Origin of the sequence: Bacillus massiliigorillae (genome assembly GCF_000380245.2) — a bacterium.
GTDB classification, from domain to species: domain Bacteria; phylum Bacillota; class Bacilli; order Bacillales; family DSM-1321; genus Bacillus_AD; species Bacillus_AD massiliigorillae.
In genome coordinates this window covers 1,004,277-1,026,118 of sequence record NZ_HG428741.1, presented here as the reverse complement: position 1 = coordinate 1,026,118, position 21,842 = coordinate 1,004,277, and the positions used below count along the sequence as shown (strand labels likewise).

The following is a 21,842-nucleotide window of genomic DNA, read 5'->3' as shown; positions in this document are numbered from 1 at the left end:
ATTGCTAAATTTGATTAGAGTCATAAGCTAACATCGGAATCCGTTTCATAAACGGTGTCTTTTCCCCTGACGCAAATACATGAAGTTCATGCATTGCTCTCGTACAAGCCGTGTAAAACAACTTGCGCTCAACACTGCTTTCATTACTATATTGAGATGCATCATAAATGATTACTGCATCAAATTCTATTCCTTTTGCTAAATACGCCGGTAAGACTAAAATACCTTTTGTGAACGTATATGTTGTTTGACTCATAAATTGAATATTTATCTCATTAACTAGCGCTTCATATGCTCGCATACTTTCTGCATTTGTTTTGCATATAACAGCAATCGTTTGATAGTTTGATTCCTGTAACTGTTTTAATAACTGCACTAATTGCAACTGTAACATTTCCTCATTTTCTACTTCGATATATGTTGGTTTTTTTCCATTTCTGTTAAAGGCCTCGATTATTTCTCCACCCAAGATAATATGCTTCGTAAACTCAATTATTTGTCTAGTAGATCGATAACTTTTCGTTAATATCATATTTTCTTGTTTACCATCATGAAATATATCACTAGATAATAAAGATGGTGCATTTAGCGTATGAGCAAAAATAGCTTGATTGAAATCGCCTAAAATCGTCATCTTACAATACGGAAACCATTGCTTTAATACCGCAAATTGAAAAGGTGAATAGTCTTGAGCCTCATCAATAAATAAATGACGTATCATAGTGTTCATACTACTTCCTTCTATTTGTTCCTTTAGGTACAAATAAGGCGTTGTATCTTCATAATATAATTCACGTTTTCGAATTTTCTCTAATGTATAACGACAAATCTCTTGCCAATTAACAGGAACATTTATTAAAGACATCCCTCTTTGTAAATCAAACAATTGCTGATAAATTGCTCGAAAATGGATGAACTTTAATTGCTTTATCGCAAGAATAATCGGTTTAAAATGCTTTTGAACTACCTGCTTAGCTAATAGCATCTGTTCTTGATCGAAGTCATTAAATGTATTCTCAGAATATGCCCCTTTACTTTGCAATTCTTGATAAGCATTAATAAACTGTTCGTTTTCCATTAACTCAGCTTCTTCTATTGCCCATTCCTTAGTTCTTTCTATTTTCTCCTTTTTCTTTACTTCTTTTAATAACCATTTTTTCACTTCCTCCATCCGGTTAGATATAGACATCGTTGAATCTAAAGAATAGAAATATTCCGCAATTTGCTTCCTTGTAATCAACGTTTCTCCGCGAAAACGGATTGTTTTAAATATAAGTTGTTGCTTTGAAAGAAAGTCTAAATAATCATCAATTAATACTTTAAAATCCAAGCTAGCTTTATATTGTATCCCTTGCATACGATCATTAAAGGATGGTTCATTTTGCTGTGTCAGTACATATTCCATTTGCTCAAATGGACCTTCAACTTTAAATTCACCATGGATTCGTTTCTCTACATATTCTTGATATGTAGCTTGCTGCATATTGTCTTCTCCTAAGTCTGGCAGTACAGTAGCTACATAGCTATTAAACAAAGGATTTGGCGAAAAAAGCATAATATTTTCAGCTCTAAGTTCATTCAGATGTCGATACAATAAATAAGCAACTCTTTGTAGTGCGGCTGATGTTTTCCCACTCCCAGCAACACCTTGAACAATAAGATATTTACTGTTTTCATTTCGAATAATTTGATTTTGTTCCTTTTGGATAGTGGCTACAATATTTTTCATTTGAGTATTCGCATTATTTCCAAGTACTTCTTTTAATAGTTCGTCCCCAATCGTTACACCTGTATCAAACATACTTTGGATTTCTCCATTTTTGGTGATAAACTGGCGCTTTAAATCCATTTCACCTTGAATAATTCCATCCATCGTTTCATATTGTGCCGGTCCTGGAGAGTAATCATAATAAATACTTGAGATAGGCGCTCGCCAATCATAAATTAGAAAATCTTCTTCATTTTCATCCATTAAGGAAGCAATACCAAGATAGACAACATCTTTATTTGTTTCACCATTCTCCCAAAAATCTACTCTTCCAAAATACGGAGAATCTTGTAAACGCATTAAAGTCTTTAATTGTTTGTGTATTTGTTGGTGCGTTCGCTCTCTTTCAGACAACATTTCGGATTGTTGCTTTATACTCGCCAGTGTTTCCACCGCTTCCTCAGGGTTATCTATATTCACTGTTACATCATCCCAAAAGGTTTTTCGTAGCTGAATGACATCACTCTTTAAACCACCTGAGTCTTGATTTAATTTAGTGATTTTATTATTTATCTCTATTAAAACCTTTTGAATGCGAAGCTCTTCTTGTTTGCGATCGTGATTAAATTCAGTCATTCTAGTCACTCTCCTAAAAATAATAGTTGACAACAGTGATAATTTGATGTAAAATTAAATTGGATACATATAAACTATTTATTAATTGTGTGTTCCAACTTACATTTTATCATAACAATTAGGAAGCGAACAAGACTAAGTTCGTTTTTTTATTTATAAAAAAATCTAAAAACGTCTAGACTAAAAGCCTAGACGTTTTTTTGTATTGATATTTTTATTATTCTTATTTATTTTTACTTCCATCTACAACTACATCTAACTTACCAGTTGCAGGGTCAATTACTAAGCCATGAACGTTTACATCACCCGGCATTAATGGGTGATTTTTAATCACTTCCACACTGTTTTGTACACTTTCAGAAACATCTTTAAAACCTCTTAACCAAGCTTCAATATCAATTCCTGAATGTTCAAGAGTTGAAAAGATTTCAGGCGAAACATTACGCTCCTTCATTTTCTCAACCATTTTATCTACTGATACAGCAGACATACCACAATCATGATGACCAATTACATACACTTCATCAGCCTTCAATTCATAAATTGCAACCATAATACTACGCATAACACTACCAAATGGATGCGAAACGACAGCACCTGCTGTTTTAATGATTTTCACGTCACCATTTCGAATATTCATCGCTTTAGGAAGCAATTCTACAAGACGAGTATCCATACAACTTAGAATTACCATACGTTTATCCGGAAATTTGTCTGTTATAAATGCTTCATAATCTTTGTTCTCTACGAATTTTTCGTTAAATGCTAAAATTTCTTCTAAACTTTTCATAGTAACCCCACTTTGCTTTATGTATTTTTTCAAATTATACCAAAAAACTTTTTAGATTACTTAAGATATGCCTGAAAAATTTTAATTTTTACAATTACTTAATAAACGAGCACATAAACCATATATACATAATCGATCATTTTTTGTAGTCAACGAAGTAAATGTGAGGATAGGTGTATTCAGTTCTTTAAATCGTTCTGCCCATTCTAAAGGCATCCACCCCTTTTGATAAGATGCTAGCATCTTCCCTTCCTGCGTAGGAATAATAAACGATTGCAAAAAAACACTTATATCTATATTCATTCGAATAGAACCATCACTAGCCCTCACCGCCCCATTATACCGCACTAATGATTTCTTCCAATCTTCCTGATAAAAACCAATCTCTTCGCCCATTTCATCATAGAAAACCATATCATTAGAAAACCATCGATTCACTTCAAAAGTCGCTAATATATTTCCCTTACAATCCGTTAATACATAAGCGTTTGGCATAAGTGATAATAAATTATTAGGAATAAACCACTTATACCAAGATGTATTTGAATCATTGATTTCACCAAGCAACTGCCCCTTCCCGTTGAATAACAATACTCTAAGGGTAGGAGCTGGCATAAACACCATCAAAACATCCTTTTCCTCCAAAAGAGTTTTGCTACTTGGTGAAAAAACGCTCGGTACACTTTTATATCGCCTTTTATAAACAAGCGAACAAATAAAATACACACAACTTAAAAACATAAAGAGAATTGTACTCCCATAAATCCCACTCTTATTAAACAAAATGAAATTAACTATAAACATAATGACACTTAGCGCTACAGCAAATAGAGAAAGATTCAAATATATAATTGTAGTTGAATAATAGTATTGCTTTAAATTCATTTGACCACCTTATTAATAAAAGTGACTAAGAAAAAAAGACTACAATCCATAAGATGTAGTCTTTCTTCTCAGTCAGCTTTTTAAAATAAACATTATTAGTTCTGATTATAAAATTCTAAAGATAAATGGAAAACGATATTCTGTACCTTCATAAGCTTTGACAGCCCCAATGATTGTGAAAATAAATCCTGCAATACCAACAATTGGTCCAATAACGAAACCTATTAATAAGAAGGTCAGCAAGAAAGAAATAAGCCCATACACACTATATGAAATGAAAAAGTTAAAATATTCACGACCATGATAGTCGATAAATGATGATTTGTCTTTTTGCAATAACCATATAATAAGCGGTCCAATAAATGCAGTAAAAAAACTAATAACATAAATTAATGCTGCTAACAATCTGTCATCCCTAGATGCCATAATAAAAACTCCTTTTTTCCTTCCACCTTATGATGGAATTCTTTTTCTCTTATAATAATATACGAACGACTAGACTATACGTTTCATTTTTTAATAAAATTATCTAAATATATTTTCCTAACAATAAATGTCTTATACAATTCCAACTTTTTTCGCTCAATTGGATGTTTCGTAATCCCAATTGACTTTAGTTGTGATAAATACCACCCTTTTGAATACTTGTACGCCACTATTAGTGCCCCCCTAACCTCTACATTATAGTATTCAATATATGTACAAAAATGAAATGTATGACAAGCCTTTCCCTGCTTATTTATCGGAAAATTATAAGTTTTCATCCTACAATTTATATATGTTATAATGCTCAGATATGCACAAAGAAATGGGGAGACTATATTGCATATTACACGAACAAGAAAAGAAAAAACCCTATTATTTTTACAAATTATGCTACCTGTCCTTGTCACACAGCTCGGTTTGTTCTCGATGACTTTCGCAGATACTGTTATGTCAGGAAACTATTCTTCAAACGATCTTGCAGGTGTAGCCATCGGTAGTTCAATATGGGTACCAATCAATACCGGCTTAAGCGGTATATTAATTGCCATCACACCAATTGTTTCACAACTCGTTGGTGCCAGAAAAATAAAAGATGTGCCGTATTCTGTTATTCAGGGATCCTATTTATCTATTATTATGGCAATCATTGTTTTATTCATCGGTTTCTTTACTTTGAACCCTATCTTAAACAATATGAGTTTAGAGCCACATGTTCGAGAAGTTGCTCATGATTATTTAGTGGCATTATCCTGGGGAATTGTTCCACTATTCTTCTATAGTGTCTTACGATCATTCATTGACGCTTTAGGACAAACACGAATCTCAATGTTAATAACATTAACCGCATTACCTATCAATGTTCTTTTTAATTATTTTTTAATCTTTGGTAAGTTTGGATTTCCCGAATTAGGGGGCGTCGGTTCAGGAGTCGCTTCAGCGATTACATATTGGCTCATTTTATTTATTTCCATTGTAGTCATTATGAAGATTCATCCTTTTAAAGAATATAATATCTTTAAAAAGTGGATAGCATTTTCATTCAAAGAATGTATATCAATATTGAAAATTGGCATTCCAATTGGACTAGCTATTTTCTTTGAAAGTAGTATTTTTGCGGCAGTAACATTGCTAATGAGTTCGTTTGATACAATCACAATAGCAGCTCATCAAACAGCCATGAATTTTGCATCATTCCTTTATATGGTTCCATTAAGTATTTCAATGGCTTTAACGATTGTTGTTGGATTTGAAGTAGGCGGAAAAAGGTTTAATGATGCTCGTGAGTACAGCCGTATAGGGACGGTATTCGCTGTCGGTATGGCACTAGTATTCGGTATCGTACTATATTTCTTCCGTGCAGAGATTGCATCTATCTATACAAAGGATGTAGAAGTGATTTCACTCGCTTCTCACTTTCTTATTTTTGCGCTCTTTTTCCAGCTTTCAGATGCGATAATGGCCCCGATTCAAGGAGCTTTACGAGGATATAAAGATGTAAATGTTACTTTTATATTATCCTTTTCCTCTTTCTGGGTAATTGGTCTACCAACAGGTTATGTTTTTGCAAATTATACAAGCATGGGCGCATTTGGTTATTGGGTTGGATTAATCGTCGGATTAGCAATAGGTGCAATTAGTTTAGCATCACGTTTGTTATATATTCAAAAACGGAAATTTGTAATAAAAACGATGTAACAACTCATAAAAAGCCACCACCTTTTCATATTATTAGTGAAAAGGTGGTGGCTTTTATTATGTCAAATAACCATAATTCAATGCCTGATTGGGAAGGTTTATCAAAAGAAACAGAAAATGTCCTTGGTGATCGATTCTGGACCGATTTTCAGAAAATCATGCCAAAGAAAACACCTCCAATCGATATTGTTGAAACCGAAACAACAGGCTTTATATACATTGAACTTCCAGGAATCACAAAAAAAGAACATGTTAAAATATCATTTCATGGACAAAATCTAATCATTGAAGGAAATGTTCCGGAGCCTTTTCCTTCTGAGGAACATAAAATAGTGCATAGCGAGAGGTTTCTTGGCGCATTCAAACGTTCTTTTATCATCCCTTTCTCTTTTTCTCACAACAACGTCACAGCGAGCTATGAAAACGGCATTTTTATTTTAAAAATCCCAAAAACCGAAACTCATTTTCATGTTCCTTTCAACATTTCAAAAAAATAATCAAACACACCTTACAATCACATAGGTAAAAGCTTGCATATAATAAAGAAACTAATCTTTTCCTTTTACAAGGGAGGTTTCTTTCTAATGAATCCGTGGAATGTTCTGTTTCCTTTCCAAAAATACATGAAGAATTTCACCGCTGGAACCGAAGGCAAGGATATGGAATCATTTATGTCAAACATGTTTAATAACTGGCAAAAAAGTGGATACAATAATCAAGCGAACACTAATAATACTTCATCATTTTTTGAGCAACAAAGCAGCGATTACGAGGAAACGGTAAATCCAATTGATGCATCTGTCTTTGAGACTCATACCGATGTGTATGTAAGAATACCTATTCAAGATCGTTCTTCCATGCAAAATATGAAAATATATCATACATCCAACACTTCCATCGTGGAAGGATATCCTACTAAAGAAGACCGCCATGTCTTGACACTACCGTCCATCGTTAAGAAAAAAGGAGCAACAGCTCAATATAGAGATGGTACACTCGAAATCCGCCTTGCCAAAGCAACTGATCTACAATACTCAGAAATTAATGTAACTGAGCTATAAGAATAACCGTCAGCCGAATAATGCATTTATTTCTTGTTTGCAACTCAAAAAGCAGTGATACACCTTTCGGCAATATCACTGCTTTTTACATACTTTATTATTTTCCAATAAACATTTGAGTCCAATAGTTATTATCAGCTACATGTCCAATTCCGATATGTGTATAATTTGGATTCATGATATTTTCTCTATGACCTTGACTGTTCATCCAAGCTTTTACAACTTCTTCAGGTGAACGTTGACCTTGAGCAATGTTTTCTCCAGCATAGTTATATGAAATACCGAATTTCTTCATCATATCAAATGGTGAACCATAAGTTGGGCTGTTGTGATCAAAGTAGTTTTTGTCTTTCATATCTTGTGATTTAATACGAGCTACTTTACTTAATTCAACATCTAAAGTTAATGGCTTAAGACCTTGTTTCGCACGCTCTGCATTCGTTAACTCTACTACTTTTTGCTCATAAGCACTAACTGAAGTTGAAGGTTTTTCTTGCTCTGGTTTTGAGTTATCCACTTCTGGCTTACTGCTATCTGGTGTAGTTGTTGGTGGTGTTACCTCTGGTTTTGTTTCTGGCTTTGTTTCAGGTTTATTCTCTGGCTTAACTTCCGGCTTGTTTTCTGGTTTTACTTCAGGCTTAACTTCCGGTTTAGTATTTGGACAAGGATTTACTGTACTATTTGTAATAACGATAGGTTTCACTACAACTTTAGTAGTTACTTTACCATCCTTGCAATTTTGTACAACACTTTGAACTTTTTCATATTGTACTGTATTAGTAGATATATTAGACGCAGCATCTGCGTTCATCGCTCCAAAACCTGTAAATGTTACTGTAGCTGCTGTAGCTAATGTAAATAAAAACTTTTTATTCATGATAAAAAACTCCTCCTGTTAAAGCGTGATTTGTTGTTTACTCACACATCGTAACACGAGTTTTTTGTAATAATAGAACCATATTATTACATTGGAAAAACATCCTATAAAATTATCATTATCTCATTTACCATCATTTTCTAGGACTATCATGAATACTATTACAGCAGACTTCCAGTTATTTTCCAATTATTTACCTCTTTTCAATAAAAAAAGGAAATCCCTCCATTACTGTTACGGGGTTTCCATTTTACTACTAATAAATAATTATTGACACTTTTTGATATGCCTCTTGTTTATGACATTCATTACAAAAAAATGACTATTTTAATATACTTGTAACATAATTCGTTACTTAACTCCTTGCAAATAGATAATAACGGATGATATGTTCTTTCCTAAAACCCGAATTCTAGCATATTTTAAATAATCATCCGATGAAACCATCTTTATTCCTCTTGGTTCTACTTCAATATAAGGTGTTTTTTTTATGAAATTAATATTATTAGGGCTAAGTTCAAGACAAAATGTAATTAGGTAGTCACTTTCATTTATTACGCAAATGCTATATTTTTTTAAAGTTGAAATATCAAACGTAATGGAGGCCTTGCCATCTTTCTTTAAAATCAAGCTTCTTTTTACATCAACAGCCTGTAAAACTGAAGAATCATCTGAAACAGTATGAGGCAATAATATTGACTCAACCTTCTTTAATTTCAAAGACCATTGATTTGGTATTTCTTCACCTATTTCTTTTTCTTGAAAAAAAATTTCGTTGTAATTTATATTTTGAGGTGCTTGTTGCGTTTGATCGTTCTTCATTTTCCCACCTCACCTTTAGTATCCTAATTCATACGTATTCGCATAATAGCTACATAAGAACAAGACACAAAAAAACGTCTCTTAATAAATAAGAAACGTTTTCTTAAAGACAATATTATATACTTGCTGTTACTTTTCCTCAGGCTCACTAGGTTGCCCAATAACAAACTCTTTCTTAGGCATACTATGCATTCCTTCAGCAGTAACATGAGCATATACGTAATACGTACCTTCTTCAGTAAAGTTTTTCTCTAGCTCATATATACCATCTTTACTATGTTGAATAGCAATTTTTTCATGTTTATCACTGAGAGAGCGCCATATTTCGAAACTTACTTCATCAGCATCTTTTACAGACTTGTCTCCATACATAACCTTTGCTTGAAATCGAACAGGTTCATTAATCTTGGCTGATTCAGGATTAATCGTTAGCTTTACATCTAGGTACGCCAATTCTTCATCCGCCTTTTCAGACGTAGACTTCGTTCCACAAGCAGTAAGTAAAAGAACACTAAATAATAACAACCATATTTTCTTCATTCCCTTTTCCCCTTTGTCCGTAAAATACTACAAATCTAATAACGGAAAAACAAGAATTACTTTAGTTCCCTTATGAAGCTCACTCTCGATAGTCATTTGACCTTTGTGTAATTCCATTAATTTTTCCACAATTGATAGCCCAATCCCTGTACCACCATCAAATCGTGATCGTGCTTTATTTACACGATAAAATCTTTGGGTAATTTTCTCTAAATGATCCTCGCTAATGCCTCGTCCGGTATCCTCGATTGTTAATACACAGTTGTTTCCTTCTTCAGTAAGAGTTAACGAAATTGTACCATCTGCCTCCGTATATCTTAAAGCATTTTCAAGAATATTTTGGATGATTTGTTCTAAACGAACCTCATCACCACTTATTATCACTTCTGGATTTAAATCCAGTTTCAGATTTATTTTCTTGTCCTGTAAGATAGATACGTATTTCTCCATGAAATCTTCAATGAACTGTGCAAAAGCGACTGGATTTGGATTTATAACAAAGGTTTTAGATTCTAACTTTGTTAAATCTAATAAATCCTGTACGAGATTTTGCAATTTCTTTGTTTCTCGAGAAATTAACTGTAAGTATTTCCGTTCATCTTCTTTACTTTGCACTAGACCATCTAGTAATGCTTGTGTATATCCTTTTACATAACTAAGCGGCGTCCGTAATTCATGTGAAATATCAGCAAGGAAGTCACGTTTCCGTTCATCCTCTTCCTGAATTGATTGAGACATTTGATTAAATGCTTGAGCAAGGCTACCAATTTCATCTCGACCACTAATATCTATTACTGTAGAATAATCACCTTTTGCCATTCTCATAGCCGCTGTCTTCATTTCTTTCAGAGGCTTAACCATAATGTTAATGACTTTCACCCCAAGGAAGAACATAAGAACAATAAACAAGAACCCTGCAATAAACCAAACATACGTATACTCTTGCGTGAATTCATTCATACTCGTTAATGGAATATAGGAATAAATAATACCTTCTAATCTTCCATTATCTAGTAACGGATAGATAACAGCAACAATATCTCGCTGGAAGCGTTCTTCAAACCCCTTTTTGAAAACAGCCTTACCAGCTAATAATGATTGCCTTTCATCCTCTGAAATTAAAGTCTTATAATCAATCTCAAAAGGAAGACAAGCACTTAATTCACGTGGATTATTAACTACAAATAATTCTCCATGAGTTTTAGAATTCAACCATTCTACTTGTTTTTTAAAGGTATCTGTTAAGGGACCACCTTTATAATCACTCGATAGCTGTTCAACTTGTAATTCCAAGTTTTCCTTCACATAATCAACATATAGCTTCTGATAAAAAACTTGTGACAAACTATAAGCAAATAGAATACTGACTAATGTAATCGTAAAAAGAAAAATCCAAAGCTTTTGCTGCAAACTATAAGACTTAATTTTCATCTGCCGCCTCAAATTTATAACCAATACCCCATACAGTTTGAATATAGTCGGCCGTTTTCAGTTTCATACGAAGTGTTTTCACATGTGTATCAACTGTTCGTAAAGAACCACTATAGTCGTTACCCCATATACGTTCTAATAATTGCTCTCTACTTAATACTTGATTTGTATGTAAAATTAAAAAGTTTAATAATTCATATTCTTTCAACGTTAAAGTAATTGTTTCTTTTCCAACCATAACTTTTCTAGAGCGATTATTAATAGAGATATTTCCGTATACAATTTGGTCTTCTTCTATCGGTTCACTCTTCTTTCCAGCTCTTCTTAATACTGATTCAATACGAGCCATTAGTTCTCCTGGGCTAAATGGCTTCACAACATAATCGTCTCCACCAAGTTTTAGTCCTTTTACTTTATCCCACTCTTCACCTTTGGCACTTACAAAAATAATCGGTACGTCAGAAAAATTTCTAATTTCTTTACAAACTTCAAAGCCATCTTGAATTGGCATCATAATGTCAAGAAGTACTACATCAATATGTTCTGTTCCCAATTTCTCTAAAGCTTCTTTACCATTACTCGCTTGCGTACAATCAAAACCAGAATTCAATAAATACATTTCTACTAAATGCCTCATATCCTCTTCGTCATCAACAACAAGAACTCTATACTTTACCATCTATGTACCTACTCCCTTATAACTAATTGAAACGGTCCTTTTCCGACCTTAATGGTTTTCTCTACGATAAATTTCTCTGGATCAATCACATGAAGTTCATTACTATCGTATGAAGCAAGAACTAATTTTTCTTTTACTCGTTTCATTTCAAAGGGATTCACTCCAACTTTTAAAGAAGCCACTTGATTCATATCTTTATATTTATAGACCGTACTCGTACCGTGACTCACAATATAAACATTATCTTTGTACGACAAAAAATGAATAGGCATCGAAGGCGTACGTAAAGTCTTCATTAACTCACCGCTTTCGGTTGAATAAATATGAACATTGTCTTCTATATGATTCCCTTTACCATGCCCTCCTACCCAAATTTGCTTTTCTTGACTACGAATCATTATTCCTGTTGAAAATGGGTTGATGTTAATTTCTTTTGTGGTTTTTAATGTGTTGGATTGTAAAACTGTAATTTTATTATCATTGAAATTGACTACATATAAATGTTTAGTCCGTTGATCTTCATGAATTGAAATAGGCTTATCGCCTACTTTCACAGAGCGAAGTTGTTTTCCTTGTAGAGAAATAATTCGAATAGAATTGGTCAATTGATCAACTAAAGCTAGCTCTTTACCCCCATTGATTGCACTTATCATAACGATACCTTCCCCTACTTGCCACTCATCAATAAGCTTACCCTTACTTAATGAATACACAAGTATCGAAGACATTTGTTTCCCGTATAGTGCAATTTGATCGTGATTCGGCAATAGGATTGCACCTGTAAAAGGCTTATGAATATCCCACTCTGCCATGATTTGCATGTTTTCACTATTAACAAACGATATGCTACCATCTTTAATATTTACGCTTGCTACAAAAGATGTATCAGATGGAATTGCCGCCAACGTATCTTGCTGGCAACCAGCAATAAGCAACACTGACAATAGAAAAACAATCCCTATTTTTTTCATATAGATCCCCTTATTTCTAATCTCCCACATCCCATTTTACATAATACATGTGAAAAAAGTATGAACTCAGTTTGAAAATATATACATTTATAAAAAAACATACATATTTTTCTATAAAAGTACAAATCATACTTATGAATCCATACATGAAATAAGGTGAAAAAATGAGCTTACGCTATCGTTGTCCAAACTGTAAAACGAATAAAACACGTTTTAATTTACTTGAACAAGTGGTTCATCCAGTGAAAAAAGATCCTCAATCAGGTGATATCATTCAAGAATATCAAAGTGAACAACTAGAGCCCTTTCATTTAGCTTATACCGGACCTAGCTTACGTGTTCAATGTGCTGCTTGTGGTCTAATAGAAGCCGAAAAAACATTTGCTGCTTATGGTGAACTAAATTAACCAACGATATTTTATCATTATTACATTAATATAGTAATATTGTAACAACAAAAAAATCTGGAAAATACTAATGTATTCTCCAGATTTTTCGTTCTTATGGCAAATATACTTCCTTACAGATTGTCTAACTGTTGCACGATTTCATCTTTATTTAAATTTTGACCAATAATAACAATATTAAGTGGCATTTTCATTATTTCTGGAATCATTACTGGTGTACCATACGAATATTGAAATAGATATGGATATTGAGAATGCGTAAAGCCAATATACCCTTTAATTCGGTATACAGTATCAGGTAACGCTCTTAACCAATTCTCAAAACTTTCATATGGAATGGACTTATTAAATGTATAAACAATGGTTTGTAATTGTAAATGCGCAATATCATGTTTAGATGTATTATGCCCTTGCTGCTCACGTGCTTTTCGTCCTTGAAAATCCTTTAATGAAACTTTGCTATGATTCGTAAATAAGCATAGCGCCTCACTATTTAACGACTGAATTTCAAACAAAATTTGAGCACTTTCAGCTTCACTAACTAGATCCACTTTATTTAGCAAAATTGTATCCGCATGTACAAGTTGTTCAATCATTAATTGACGGATTTGTGGAGTGAATTGCTCTCTGTCCCTCCATCTTGAAATATCAACAACCGTAACAATGCCTCTATATTCAAGCTGATCTACTAATATGGGTGACATAATGCTATCCACTACTTCAACAGGATGCGCAGCACCAGTTGTTTCTATATATATAGCATCCAAATTATTCTCATATAATAGTGACTGTAGCTGACCTTCTAACTTCTCAGATATTGTACAACAAATGCAACCATCAAAAAGCTCTTTAAAAGGAACCCCTTCTTCTTCAATTAGAGCAGAATCAATTGAAATGCTACCAAGCTCATTCAATAACACAGCAATTTGTCTACCTGCTTCCTTTTCTTGCTTCATAATTTGTTGCAACAAGGTTGTCTTTCCACTACCTAAAAATCCACCAATTATGTATACTTCTGTTTTACTCATAATCATACTCCTCTTAATATGGTAATGATGACTAGGCAATAGTAACATAGTTCGCATGTATATGCACAATTCAACTCGCATAACCTTCATTTCTTAACGTATTGTATAATTATTTACAATTTTACGAACAACACCTTTATAATAGAAACTATAATGAACAAAATGAGAGGGTTTAAAAATGTTTTATTCTAAAATTTATCCAACATCGTTAAAGCAATTTATGCTAGAACCTACCAATGAGCATTTAAAAGATGTGCTTTTACATAATACAGGGGAGACAGATTTCCTAGATTTTAAGACAAAGTGGATTGATATGACAAAACTAGCGAAACATGTTTTGGCGATTGCTAATTCAGGTGGTGGTTGCATCATCGTTGGAGTTACTCAAAATGACGATTGCACACCTATTCTAGAAGGATTACAAAACAAAGATATTTTAGACAAAGCAGATGTTGATAACAAACTAGAACATTTACTACCAAAATATATAAAATACCGTACGGAAGACTTCATCTTCACACACCGCACACATGAAAAATTACAAGGAAAAGTCTTTCAGGTGCTTATTATTGAATATGATCCAAAATATGTCCCATTTACATCTGTCGTTAATCAAGGGGAACTTAAGTACGGAGCCATCTATATTCGCCAAGGGACAAAATCAATTGAGGCAAGCAATGAAAAGCTAGTTGAAATGATTCTGAGAAAAGTAGAATCTGGTGGATCGAGCGTAACGGAATTCACTTTAAGAGACCATCTACAGCAACTAGATACACTATATGAAGAAGTAAAACAAGAGCATGATTCCGAGTATATTGCTTTTCTAAAAGAGTTAATTGAAGAGAAGAAGAAAAGCATTCGTTCTTATTTGCAAATACATACACAATAAGCTTGCATAAACATTCCTCTACAACCTTGACAGCCTGAGAAAACCAGTAATCCTTCAGATTACTGGTTTTCTACTTTATGCCGCTACCTTCAACAATTCACGATCTTTACGACCATGGAGTAAGAAATAAAGCGGAATGCTAATAATAATCAATACAACCATACTTAAAAAGACTGGACGGTATCCTGTGTGTGGTACAACAAAGCCAAGGATATATGGACCAACACCTAAACCTAAGTCAAATAAGATAAAGTATGTCGCTGTAGCTAAACCAAAACGATGTGGTTCAGTTACCTTTACGGCAACAGCCTGAGCTACTGAATTAAAGTTTCCATATCCAAAACCGATAAACGCAGCAGCTGCCAATAGCATCCAACCTGCCGAAGCTTGACTAAATAGAAACATTCCCACTGCAAAAATAATCAATGCTGGATATGATACGATATTTGCTCCTCGAGCATCCATGAGTTTTCCTGTAATCGGACGTGAAAGTAAAACCACGATTGCATATACTAAAAAGAAGTAACTTGATGCTGTAACAAGATTAATTTCTTCCGCATAAAAGGATAGAAATGACATAACGCCGGAATAGCTAAAACCAACAAGGAAAGCAATAAACGAAATAGGCAATGCCTTTATTTCAATGAATTTAGAAAGAAACGAAGTCTTTCCTTCTTCTTTACCTTTTCCTGTAGCCACAGGTAACTTAATTTTAACAATTGCATAAATCAGAATACAAATGACCGATAAGACCGTATTTAGCGTAAAAATCCATTCAAAATTATCAAGCTTCATTAATAAAATTCCAATAAAAGGTCCAATAGCGGTTGCTAAAATCGCACTTAAACTAAAATAACCAATTCCCTCTCCTTTTCGAGTTGGTGGGAGAATTTGTGCAATAATCGTTCCCGTTGCCGTACCTGCAATACCTACTGCTATCCCCTGTAAAAGACGATTTACAAGCAATAAACTGACACTTGAAGCGAAGAAATAGAAGACAGTTGTTATAGCAAATGCAATAAGTCCTATCCATAGAGTCTTCTTTGTCCCAATAACACCTATTACTCTACCAGTACCTAATCTTCCAATTAAAGAGCCAATAATAAAAATACTAGAAACCAATCCTGCTGTACTCGTCGTTGCATTAAATTCTGTTTTTGCATACGACGCAATTGTAACCATCAGTAAAAAAAACATCAATGTCAGCATGAAGTTGATTGCAGACACTGTCAAAAATTCTTTCGTCCATAACTTTTCCTTTTTCACAAATTATCCTCTTTTCAATAAATTCTCTCGTAAATCCGTCAATAATTTCTCCGCAATCTCTCTTTCTTCATCCGTAATACCTTGCATAATCTCATCTTGAAAAGCATTCATTGTGTGCTTTATTTCTTGATATAAGCGCTCACCTTGTTCTGTTAAATGCATTACTTTTTGCCTTTTATCTACACCTTGTTCAATAAAAATAATCTCTTGTGCAATTAACTTTTGTGCAACAGGTGTAATAGTTGGCTTTTCAACTTGCCAATATGTTGCAACATCCCCAAATGTACCTGATCCCTGTTCAAACAAATATCGAATGATTCCCCATTGGCTAGTAGATATGCAATACTTCATCAAGATCGTTTGCAGTTGATTATTATAAGTTCGATGTAATAATTGCAATTTTAAAAAAAAGAATACAAAATATGCCTCCTTTATTATTAGTTAGTTAGACTAACTAATAATAAAGGAGTTCTTTTGAATTGTAAATAAGTAATCAATTTCACCACACCGAAATTATTATTTATTAGTTAATACAAATCCATCTACCCTTAAAAGTTTTATAACAAAAAATGAAAAAGGCGTACTTAAAGGTATATTCATTTCACCTTTGTACGCCACTATTTCTTATTTAATGTATTCGTTACTTACAAGAAGCTTCTTAATTACTTTTGTTGGTATTTCGAATTCAACCAGGCCCATATATCCAGGAGCAACATCATATTTATCAAATGAAATAACTAGTTTCCCTTCATTTGAAATGTAGAAGTTTTGATTTTTATTAATTTTTTCAAATGGCTCATAGTATTCTTCTTCACCAGTTCCTTTAACCCAATAGAAGATATCCTTGTCTGCTTTCATCTGCGCATGCATTTGTTGCTTAATATTTTCACTAATTACTGAAATATATTTGTCATCTTTAAATAGACTAGGCAAACTGATTAATAGCTCCTTCTTCTTGTCGATAGTGTCATACTTCATCACTGTAGAAGATGAAGCAACTGTATTTGTCACATATCTGCCTATAGATAGGATTCGTTTATTGTCAGTTTTCACTTCATATCCGCTATCGATGCCTAAATGTCCACCTCCATTTTTCTTTAATTCTTCCATATCAGTCATGAATTCTTTATACAGTTTTTCATTTTCCTGAGCATACTTTTCATTTAAACTTTTTTCTAAGTCTTTATTCTCTAGATTTGTAATAGCTGGCGTTTTAATATTGGCGTCAAATGTTTCATCTTTGAAATGATATTCCCTAAACGTCACTAATTTCACAAGCTGACCAACAACAGGTACATCTGATAAAGCATACGCAATAGTTGAACTTATATTTACGCTGGCAATAAATAAACTTGCGGCAACTAATACACCTATTAAAATTCTTTTCGGCGTCTTTCTTTTATGCTGACGAATCGTTTTCTCAACAATCGTTGATAATTCTGCAGGAATTTCAATTTCATTGTATTCTTTTTTCAATTGTTCTAATTTATTCATTTAACTTTCCCTCCGAGTGACTTGTGTCCAGGTCCATTCGTAACAACTTCAATGCTCGATATAGCCGAGTTTTTATCGTATTTGGATTTTCCTCCAATACTTGAGCAATCTCCTCAATTTTTAAATCTTCAAAGAAGCGAAGAATAATAATGGTTTTATACGTATGTGGTAACGATTCAACAGCTTCACGCAAATCAATATCTTCATATCGATCCTCATTACCATGTGCGATAAACTCAATTGTTTCATCTTCTACTAATTGCTCTCTCTTACGTTTTCTTATCAAATCTATTGAAGTATTAATAATTATTCGATAGAACCAGCTTTTAATAGCAGCTGACTCTTGAATGTTCTGAATTGAACAAAGTCCTTTTCGAATCGATTCTTGGACGATATCTAAAGCATCCTGTTGATTTTTCATATAGCTATACGCAAATCGATATAAACTTTGCTGATTTTCTGTAACATAATTTATAAAATCTCTTTCAATTTTCTTTTTGTAAAACATGTTATTACCCCTCTTGATACGTATCAATTTTGAAGTCAATGTTAAGACGTCGTTCTGAAATGAAAAGTTTCATAAAAAAAAATAAAAACAAGATTGCTCTCGTTTTTATTTTCCTCTTATTCATTTTGCTCCATTAGTACACGTAACATTCTATCAGGATAATCTAGAAAAGCTTTCGTTATTTGATAATGCTCGGTCTCTTTATATGTAACTTTATGATAACCATCTTTGATTTCATAAATCGTTGCATTTGGGTAAGCCATTAAAATGGGTGAATGTGTAGCAATGATAAATTGGCACCCCTGCATTACAAGCTCGTGTAATCTAGCAATCATCGTCATTTGACGAGATGGCGATAAAGCCGCTTCAGGCTCATCTAATATGTACATTCCATTCGCTCTAAACTTATGTAGAAACAATGACATAAACGACTCTCCATGTGATTGATCATGAAGTGATACACCACCATACTGATTAATCAGCTTCGCTCCACCAAACTTACGATCTAATTCCTCAATATATGAAGCTACATTATAAAAGCTTTCCGCTCTAAGAAAGAAGCCATCATTTGGTCTAATAGCCCCCTTTGCCACTGTTACATAATCATGTAATAAGGAATGGGAATCAAACGAAGCAAAATTAAAGTTTCGTGTACCACCCTCTGGATTAAAGCCATAAGATGTCGCGATTGCTTCAAGAATGGTTGACTTACCACTTCCATTTTCTCCAACAATAAAAGTGACATTAGGATGGAATTTCAATTCCGATAAGTATTGAACAGCTGGTAAAGAAAATGGATAAACGGAAGTAGACGGTATCTTGTCGCTCCTTAACTTTATACTCTTAATAAAATGATTAAATTCATCTAAAATCATGAAATATTCAAGTCCCCTCGTCTGATTATACCGAAATTCAAGATACTAACATTTCTTCTTATCATACCTTACATCCCTATTGACAGTCATTACGATTGCGAGTATGTTATTATTAGACCAACCGTTCAGTTTAGAGGTTTTGGAGGCAAGTATAAATGAGTAAAACAAATGATGGATTAACTACCAAACTAAAAATCGCAAAAATTGCTGAAGAATTATTTTCTCAAAAAGGCTACGCAGCCACCTCAATGGAAGATATTACAACAGCTTCAGGTAGCAGTAAAGGCAGTATTTATTATCACTTTAAAAGTAAAGAAAAACTGTTTATGTTCATTGTAGAAACAGCAGCAAATGAATGGAAAGAAGAATGGGCTAAAATAGAGGTCAATTGTAAAACGAATACTGAAAAACTATATGCTATTTCAGAACATTATGTGAAAGATTTCCAAAATCCAATCTTTAGCGCAATGGAAGAGTATGGGAACAGCCAAGTTGTGAATGAAGAGGCTACAGCTGAGTTATTAAACATCATCCGAAATCAATATTTTGAAACGTATGAAAACATCCTTAAAGATGGAATTGCTGCTGGTGAATTTATTGATGAAAATCCGCGTGAACTGATGTATATGCTCTTCGCACTTCATAATGGTTTAGGAGTTGCCTATTATGAAATGGATTTCGATGATTTGAAAGAACTATATCGTAAAAGTACAGATTTCTTATTAAGGGGTCTTGCAAAACGTTGATTACTATCCTAGGTCGGAGATTATTTCTGACCTACATTTTTACATATTTATAAACCGAACGTTCAGATTAAAAATAAAGGAGAGAATCCCTATGAAAGATTTATTAAAAAATCGTATCTTTCTCATCATATTAAGTTCAGATTTATTAGACCAAGTTAGTATTTGGATTAGAAATATTGCGATATTGTATTTCGTTATTGAACAAACAAACCAAAATCCTATCGCAATCTCCGCAATTACCGTTTTAGAATTTTTACCTATGTTTCTTTTCTCTTTTATAGGTGGAACATTCGCTGACCGTTGGAATCCAAAGAAAACTATTATTAGCGGTGGATTATTAAGTATCGCCTCTATTCTGCTTATTATCGCTAGTGTTTCACTTGGATATTGGCAAGCAGTCTTCTTCGCTACATTTGTCTCAGCCATTGTGTCTCAATTTTCGCAACCATCATCATCAAAAATCTTCAAAAGACATATTCCTGAAGAACAAGTTAGCACTGCCCTAGGTTTATCACAAAGCTTAACGTCCATATTTGTTATTATTGGACCAATTATCGGAACAACAGTTTATACACAATTTGGTATCCTGCCATCACTTTATCTATTAATATTCACATTTGGTTTATCAACAATTATTACAGTATTCCTACCAAAAGATGCTTCATTAGTATCCGAAACAAAAAACACTGTTTTAACTGAAATTAAAGAAGGATTCAAATATGTTTGGAATAATAATAATTTAAGAAGAATATGCTATATCTTTTTCTTTATTGGAATAGCTGGTGGTCTCCTACAACCACTTGAAGTTTTTCTTGTGACTGATCGATTACAATTACCGAAAGAAGCACTTCAATGGTTAACTTCCATTTCAGGTCTTGGCATGCTAGTAGGAGGAATAATTGCCGCAATCATTGCGGAAAAAATTAGTGGTAGAGCAGTTTTTGTATTTACACTTCTTTTCATGTCTATCTCAACAATCTTGGAGGTTTGGTCAACAAGGTTTGCTTTAACAGCATCTTTAACTTTTTTAGGGTCGTTCTTCGTTGCTTTTATCCAAATCAAACTAAGCACATTAATGATAACGTATGTGGAAGAAGCGTTTATTGGTCGAACAAATGGAATCATTACACCAGTCATGTTAGGTGCTATGCTAATCGGTAATGCTTTATCAGGAGTAATTATGCAAAATACATCACTCTTTATAGTATATTTCATAGCTGCATGTTTCATGGCATTAGCAAGCATTCCTTCATTAGGGCTTACATTCACACAAAACAAGCAAACCACTAATGAAGAATTGATTTCATAAAAATAACCGTCACCGATCCTTTTGAATTTAGAATTTACCTCTTGTTTTAACTTCTAATCAAAAAGGAAGCCATGCAACGGCTTACGACCGAGCATGGCAGGCGTAAGGTTAGATACCACACAAATCCTTATGCTTTCTTTAAACTGAAAATTTTTAAAGCCAAACTGTTTTTTCTGTAATGGATGCACGTTTTTTCGGTGTCGCTTCCTTCAATTCTTTCGGATAACCTGCAAACACGGTACCAATAATTTTTTTGTTTTCCGGGGCACCAATGAATTGATACAAACGCTCATCTCTTACAAGACCTACGCCCCTTGTACGCCATACAAAACCTAATCCTAATTCTTTTGCCGCTAACCACATCGAATGAATTGCACAGCAAACAGCATATACATTATCCTCTGAAGCATCCGCATCTTCAGGAATTTGGTCAGCTGCTACTACAATTAATAATGGTGTACTTTTAACTACCTCTAAAGAACTTTCAATTAAATTAGGCTTAGTCGGAAATCTTTCTAACAAATACTGCTCTGCAAGAATTTCATAGCGTTTCTTTGCTTCCCCTTTTATCACATAGAAATTCCACGGTTCACGCATTCTGTCATTCGGAGCCCAAGTAGCCGCTTCTAATAATGCTTCAATTGTTTCATTCGGCACTTCGGTTGTTTCATAATTACGAATTGCTCTTCTCTCTTGTAATTCTTGTATAATCATCGATTATCGCTCTCTTTCTCATACA

25 protein-coding genes are annotated in these 21,842 nt (G+C 33.6%); 7 read left to right on the top strand and 18 right to left on the bottom strand.

What is annotated here, in order from left to right:
• Positions 1-4: 4 nt before the first annotated feature.
• From helD to TX86_RS27725, 5 genes are all read right to left on the bottom strand, one after another.
• Positions 5-2,344 (bottom strand): RNA polymerase recycling motor HelD, encoded by a 2,340-nt coding sequence (gene helD, locus TX86_RS04885; protein ID WP_042346777.1) that lies wholly within the window; start codon positions 2,342-2,344, stop codon positions 5-7.
• Between the two features lie 223 nt (positions 2,345-2,567).
• Complete coding sequence (locus tag TX86_RS04880) at positions 2,568-3,134, bottom strand: beta-class carbonic anhydrase (protein WP_042346775.1); 567 nt, start codon at positions 3,132-3,134, stop codon at positions 2,568-2,570.
• 81 nt (positions 3,135-3,215) lie between these two features.
• Positions 3,216-3,761, bottom strand: coding sequence for a hypothetical protein (locus TX86_RS04875; protein ID WP_154663048.1), 546 nt, complete (start codon positions 3,759-3,761; stop codon positions 3,216-3,218).
• Positions 3,762-4,124: 363 nt separating this feature from the next.
• Positions 4,125-4,445 (bottom strand): DUF4870 domain-containing protein, encoded by a 321-nt coding sequence (locus TX86_RS04870; protein ID WP_042346771.1) that lies wholly within the window; start codon positions 4,443-4,445, stop codon positions 4,125-4,127.
• Positions 4,446-4,528: 83 nt separating this feature from the next.
• A complete protein-coding gene (locus TX86_RS27725) occupies positions 4,529-4,783 on the bottom strand; it encodes a DUF2639 domain-containing protein (RefSeq protein ID WP_439096720.1) in 255 nt (84 codons plus the stop codon).
• A gap of 58 nt (positions 4,784-4,841) precedes the next feature.
• On the opposite strand from TX86_RS27725, the gene TX86_RS04865 reads away from it, so the two are divergent.
• From TX86_RS04865 to TX86_RS04855, 3 genes are all read left to right on the top strand, one after another.
• Positions 4,842-6,200 (top strand): MATE family efflux transporter, encoded by a 1,359-nt coding sequence (locus TX86_RS04865; protein ID WP_230203567.1) that lies wholly within the window; start codon positions 4,842-4,844, stop codon positions 6,198-6,200.
• 59 nt (positions 6,201-6,259) lie between these two features.
• Entirely contained in the window at positions 6,260-6,697 is a 438-nt protein-coding gene (locus TX86_RS04860) for an Hsp20/alpha crystallin family protein (protein ID WP_042346768.1), read from the top strand.
• 87 nt (positions 6,698-6,784) lie between these two features.
• A complete protein-coding gene (locus TX86_RS04855) occupies positions 6,785-7,261 on the top strand; it encodes a hypothetical protein (protein WP_042346766.1) in 477 nt (158 codons plus the stop codon).
• A gap of 97 nt (positions 7,262-7,358) precedes the next feature.
• On the opposite strand, the gene TX86_RS04850 is transcribed toward TX86_RS04855, so the two are convergent.
• The 6 genes from TX86_RS04850 to TX86_RS04825 all read right to left on the bottom strand — a co-directional run bounded on the left by TX86_RS04850 (position 7,359) and on the right by TX86_RS04825 (position 12,581).
• Entirely contained in the window at positions 7,359-8,138 is a 780-nt protein-coding gene (locus TX86_RS04850; RefSeq protein ID WP_042346765.1) for a CAP domain-containing protein, read from the bottom strand.
• Positions 8,139-8,489: 351 nt separating this feature from the next.
• A complete protein-coding gene (locus TX86_RS04845) occupies positions 8,490-8,960 on the bottom strand; it encodes a DUF6385 domain-containing protein (RefSeq protein ID WP_042346763.1) in 471 nt (156 codons plus the stop codon).
• A gap of 129 nt (positions 8,961-9,089) precedes the next feature.
• The gene (locus TX86_RS04840) at positions 9,090-9,500 is read right to left on the bottom strand and encodes a FixH family protein (protein ID WP_042346762.1); all 411 of its coding nucleotides are present in this window, start codon (positions 9,498-9,500) and stop codon (positions 9,090-9,092) included.
• 27 nt (positions 9,501-9,527) lie between these two features.
• The gene (locus tag TX86_RS04835) at positions 9,528-10,931 is read right to left on the bottom strand and encodes a sensor histidine kinase (RefSeq protein WP_042346760.1); all 1,404 of its coding nucleotides are present in this window, start codon (positions 10,929-10,931) and stop codon (positions 9,528-9,530) included.
• On the bottom strand, positions 10,921-11,610 hold the full coding sequence (locus TX86_RS04830; protein WP_042346758.1) for a response regulator transcription factor: 690 nt from the start codon (positions 11,608-11,610) through the stop codon (positions 10,921-10,923). Before TX86_RS04830 ends, TX86_RS04835 begins: the two co-directional genes overlap by 11 nt.
• An 8-nt stretch (positions 11,611-11,618) precedes the next feature.
• Positions 11,619-12,581, bottom strand: a complete 963-nt coding sequence (locus TX86_RS04825) for a YncE family protein (RefSeq protein ID WP_042346757.1) — start codon at positions 12,579-12,581, stop codon at positions 11,619-11,621.
• 164 nt (positions 12,582-12,745) lie between these two features.
• On the opposite strand from TX86_RS04825, the gene TX86_RS04820 reads away from it, so the two are divergent.
• Complete coding sequence (locus TX86_RS04820) at positions 12,746-12,988, top strand: hypothetical protein (RefSeq protein ID WP_042346755.1); 243 nt, start codon at positions 12,746-12,748, stop codon at positions 12,986-12,988.
• A 113-nt stretch (positions 12,989-13,101) separates the two neighbouring features.
• On the opposite strand, the gene TX86_RS04815 is transcribed toward TX86_RS04820, so the two are convergent.
• Positions 13,102-14,016 (bottom strand): CobW family GTP-binding protein, encoded by a 915-nt coding sequence (locus TX86_RS04815; protein WP_042346753.1) that lies wholly within the window; start codon positions 14,014-14,016, stop codon positions 13,102-13,104.
• A gap of 178 nt (positions 14,017-14,194) precedes the next feature.
• Here TX86_RS04815 and TX86_RS04810 point away from each other — a divergent pair, with 178 nt between their 5' ends.
• The gene (locus tag TX86_RS04810; protein ID WP_042346751.1) at positions 14,195-14,905 is read left to right on the top strand and encodes an AlbA family DNA-binding domain-containing protein; all 711 of its coding nucleotides are present in this window, start codon (positions 14,195-14,197) and stop codon (positions 14,903-14,905) included.
• A 75-nt stretch (positions 14,906-14,980) separates the two neighbouring features.
• On the opposite strand, the gene TX86_RS04805 is transcribed toward TX86_RS04810, so the two are convergent.
• From TX86_RS04805 to TX86_RS04785, 5 genes are all read right to left on the bottom strand, one after another.
• A complete protein-coding gene (locus tag TX86_RS04805) occupies positions 14,981-16,171 on the bottom strand; it encodes an MFS transporter (RefSeq protein WP_042346749.1) in 1,191 nt (396 codons plus the stop codon).
• A 3-nt stretch (positions 16,172-16,174) separates the two neighbouring features.
• Positions 16,175-16,477 carry a MarR family winged helix-turn-helix transcriptional regulator gene (locus TX86_RS04800; protein ID WP_230203566.1) on the bottom strand — a complete coding sequence of 101 codons (303 nt, stop codon included), beginning with the start codon at positions 16,475-16,477 and terminating at the stop codon, positions 16,175-16,177.
• 318 nt (positions 16,478-16,795) lie between these two features.
• Positions 16,796-17,665: an anti-sigma-V factor RsiV gene (gene rsiV / locus TX86_RS04795; RefSeq protein ID WP_042346744.1), complete on the bottom strand. Its 870-nt coding sequence runs from the start codon at positions 17,663-17,665 to the stop codon at positions 16,796-16,798.
• Positions 17,658-18,173 carry an RNA polymerase sigma factor SigV gene (sigV, locus tag TX86_RS04790; protein WP_042346742.1) on the bottom strand — a complete coding sequence of 172 codons (516 nt, stop codon included), beginning with the start codon at positions 18,171-18,173 and terminating at the stop codon, positions 17,658-17,660. The genes rsiV and sigV overlap by 8 nt, the downstream gene beginning before the upstream one ends.
• Positions 18,174-18,289: 116 nt before the next feature.
• Positions 18,290-19,048: an AAA family ATPase gene (locus TX86_RS04785; RefSeq protein ID WP_042346740.1), complete on the bottom strand. Its 759-nt coding sequence runs from the start codon at positions 19,046-19,048 to the stop codon at positions 18,290-18,292.
• Between the two features lie 155 nt (positions 19,049-19,203).
• Here TX86_RS04785 and TX86_RS04780 point away from each other — a divergent pair, with 155 nt between their 5' ends.
• A complete protein-coding gene (locus TX86_RS04780; RefSeq protein ID WP_042346738.1) occupies positions 19,204-19,794 on the top strand; it encodes a TetR/AcrR family transcriptional regulator in 591 nt (196 codons plus the stop codon).
• Positions 19,795-19,885: 91 nt separating this feature from the next.
• Positions 19,886-21,103: an MFS transporter gene (locus TX86_RS04775; RefSeq protein WP_042346736.1), complete on the top strand. Its 1,218-nt coding sequence runs from the start codon at positions 19,886-19,888 to the stop codon at positions 21,101-21,103.
• 153 nt (positions 21,104-21,256) lie between these two features.
• Here the strand turns inward: TX86_RS04775 and TX86_RS04770 are convergent, their stop codons facing one another.
• The gene (locus TX86_RS04770) at positions 21,257-21,817 is read right to left on the bottom strand and encodes a nitroreductase family protein (RefSeq protein ID WP_042346733.1); all 561 of its coding nucleotides are present in this window, start codon (positions 21,815-21,817) and stop codon (positions 21,257-21,259) included.
• Positions 21,818-21,842: the final 25 nt, after the last annotated feature.